At 45.6% G+C, this 3,152-nt stretch carries 4 protein-coding genes and 1 pseudogene; all 5 read right to left on the bottom strand.

Annotated features, from left to right (window positions below; genetic code table 11):
- A partial coding sequence (locus CBG25_RS21195; RefSeq protein WP_366212645.1) for a transposase family protein occupies window positions 1-256 on the bottom strand: 256 nt, incomplete at its 3' end.
- A 19-nt stretch (window positions 257-275) separates the two neighbouring features.
- Window positions 276-422 (bottom strand): annotated as a pseudogene (locus tag CBG25_RS00230) (IS481 family transposase); the annotation flags it as partial.
- Between the two features lie 140 nt (window positions 423-562).
- Window positions 563-850: a hypothetical protein gene (locus CBG25_RS00235; RefSeq protein ID WP_290603629.1), complete on the bottom strand. Its 288-nt coding sequence runs from the start codon at window positions 848-850 to the stop codon at window positions 563-565.
- A gap of 101 nt (window positions 851-951) precedes the next feature.
- Window positions 952-2,160 carry a shufflon system plasmid conjugative transfer pilus tip adhesin PilV gene (gene pilV, locus CBG25_RS00240; protein WP_290603631.1) on the bottom strand — a complete coding sequence of 403 codons (1,209 nt, stop codon included), beginning with the start codon at window positions 2,158-2,160 and terminating at the stop codon, window positions 952-954.
- 27 nt (window positions 2,161-2,187) lie between these two features.
- On the bottom strand, window positions 2,188-3,152 hold a 965-nt coding region (gene pilV / locus CBG25_RS00245), incomplete at its 5' end, for a shufflon system plasmid conjugative transfer pilus tip adhesin PilV (RefSeq protein WP_290603633.1).

Consider the following 3,152-nt stretch of genomic DNA (forward strand, 5'->3'; position numbering starts at 1 on the left):
GAAAGGCGCGAAAAAATTCCTCAGCAGAGCGAATTTGACGAGCGGGCAAAACACATTCTCGCCCCAAGGTCATCTCTAAAACCGGCAATAATATTTTTACCCAGCGACATACCCGGGTTCTATCTAAACCAAAAAGAAGTCCTTGCAAATCATAGGTCGGATAACATTTTAAATACAATAAAATAAAAAGCAGTTTATCTAGTGGGGTTGGGATAAATTGTAGTAGCTCAGACTTGATCTGACAGTTACCGGTTATTTATACAGTATCTGTCAGGCTAAATTTGATTTAAATCTTTTTCTCTCCAAATTTGTTTTCCATCGTGTAAAGTTGCTATGGGTGTTCGACCGCAACACATTTTTCCTTGATGAGTACGCTGGTTATTGTATTCCTCTAACCATTTATCTAAATCAGTCACGAGTTTCGCACCAATAAAAAAACGCTCTATTTTTAAGTTTAATTCAGCATGATATATAAATAGTCAAAACCTTAYAAATCAAATACAACTTATTGTAATTTAAGAAAATTTATGTTTTTTAGTAACTTGCAGATGAATCATTGCTTTTAAGCCATTTTTAGAATTTTATATGCCTGTGCGAAACTCGTGCAGGTAATTACTGGGCTTGACAAGTAACTTTTACTCATTCCGCCATCAGATACGACATATCCCCCTAACCCTTGAGCATATTCCAGATGTTTATAGATTTCTTTAGCTTCTTTATTGTTGAAGTGAATTGATAGTGTTGTATTTCCGTTATCATCTTTATTTTTACTCAAAGCGGTATTGGCAAAAACACATGAAGGGTAAACGATAGCAGCAAGCGTTACGGATAAAAAAAGTGTTTTTTTCATAGAAGTTTCTCCTTAGTTAAAAAATAATAACAGGAGATTATAACGCTATTTATCAGAGATAACGACTTTCGATTTATCAATGTTATTGTATTAATTTTATGTTAATGACAGCAGGTAATAACGTAGGCCGACTCTTCGTGTTGATGACCCACAAATTTGAGACCAGTGGCATACCAACCGACGGGGCAACGATATTCTCTGAAATCGCGGCCACCCCAGTTACCCATCTGTTTGCATTCGCGTTGTTGCAGCGAGGCCCCTGACGTCCAGCGTCCATTTTGGCACGATAGTAAAGCGCCTTCGGGGGTTCGGCCTACCAACCCGTTAGGGCTGCATCCCCAACCGGGTTGTACAGCGTTTTTTTCACCCAAGTGCAAAAATTCGTCGGTAGACAGGCGGCCATCGGCCCTTACCGTGCCGCCTTTCAGTTGACCGCCGGTATAAATCCCCTTGTTGTTGACTGAGCGTATCCAGTCGTTATCGTTCATGTAGAATCCGCCGCCGTGCGCTTCATTTAACCAGCCTTTTCCGTGCTGCGTTATCAGCCAGCCGCCTTGACTTTTGATATTGCCACCTGCATTGATTTCCTCCGAATAATTCCCCTTTTTCGCATTAACGGTATTGGCGTTATTAAGATTGTGATCGCCCATATCGATAGCGGTGTGTATCCGGTTTAACTCAGGTCTATGTTTTACCTGAAAACGATACAGCCGGTCGCTTTCCTGTAGAACACTGCCGAGGATTTCCGACGATAACGCAATGGCAATATGCCCGTGGCGACAGTCGAGGCCAAAATCCCTTGGCTGGCTTGTCCAGCCGCTATAAGCGCCGATGGCGATATTTTTCTCATCCACAAACCCCCCCATGCCGGTGATCTGGGCGGCAATCCGCCGCATTCCTTTCTCGGACAACGTATCACCCTGTACGCTACAGGTGAGCGCCTGTAGCGCTGGCGGGCTTTTCTGGTTGTTTTTCACGACGCCGGTGACGTATTGCTGACCCAAGCCGTTTTTCTCGGCGAAGCCCTGTTGCAGATAACCGTTTTTAATCAGTAACGACGGCGTAATACGGTAGGGCAGGGGTTGATTGAGTAATTCATCACGATGGTCAGCAATGTACTGTTTTGCCGCTTCATTAAACTGGCTGGCATGACGGGCGGCGACAACCCACTCTTGCTCATCCAGATAGTCACTGTATTTTTCTGCGCCAAACAATCCTGCCATTGCTACAATCACCAGTGCGCCTAACACCTCCAGTGAGACAAAACCGCGATGGATCGCCGTCCTGTTTGCGTTTGCATGATTTTTCACGTTAATACACCTATGGAATTGAGAAAATTATTCGGCTTTTACGATGTAATAAAAGGCAATATTTTTCGGTCTGACCTCCTGAGTTCTATCCCGATACCAGTGATCCATCCCGTTATGATGGCCGTGTAATCGTCCGCCGCTGTTTAACACAAAGTCGTTATTTTCTTCTTGATACCCTAACAGTTGACGACCTCGATCTATTCCTCGTCCTGCATCCCAACCCCGCAAAAAAACACCGCGTAAATCCGGTAAGATACCAGAGGGGTAAGCCCGCGCCAGTTTGGGATAACGCGCTTTATTAAATGCATGACCATCACAGGCCAGATAACCCGGCGGAATAATGGCGGAGGGCCATGGAATAGGGCTACCAACCGGGTAACTTTCAGCGCCTGACCATACCCCTTGCTGGCAGGATAATAAGCCGCCATTCTCATCACGGCTAATATCGCCCGTGGTGGTGCAGCGCGTTCCCGCAACATGGCTATTAGTCAATCCAATCACTTCATTCGTCTCGATACGCCCTTTGGCGTAGACGGTATCTGTGTTAAGTCTTTGGCTATTGAGGGTTGCGGCATTATTCAGATTATTACCGCCCATATCGATATGGGTGTGCATCCGGTTTAACTCAGGCTTATGTTTCACCTGAAAGCGATACAGCCTGTCGCTTTCCTGTAATACGCTACCCAGTATTTCCGACGATAACGCAATGGCAATATGCCCGTGACGGCAATCGAGGCCAAAATCCCTGGGCTGGCTTGTCCAACCGCCATAAGCGCCGGTAGCGATGTTTTTCTCATCGACATAACCGCCCATCCCGTTAATCAGGGCAGCAATCCGGCGCATTCCTTTTTCTGACAAGGTATCACCCTGTACGCTACAGGTGAGCGCCTGTAATGCTGGCTGGCCTTTGGCACTGTTTTTGACGATGCCGGTCACATACTGCTGACCAAAACCATTTTTCTCCGCGAAGCCCCGTTGTAAATATCCCATAT

The organism is Arsenophonus sp. ENCA (assembly GCF_002287155.1).
Classification (GTDB): Bacteria; Pseudomonadota; Gammaproteobacteria; order Enterobacterales; family Enterobacteriaceae; genus Arsenophonus; species Arsenophonus nilaparvatae.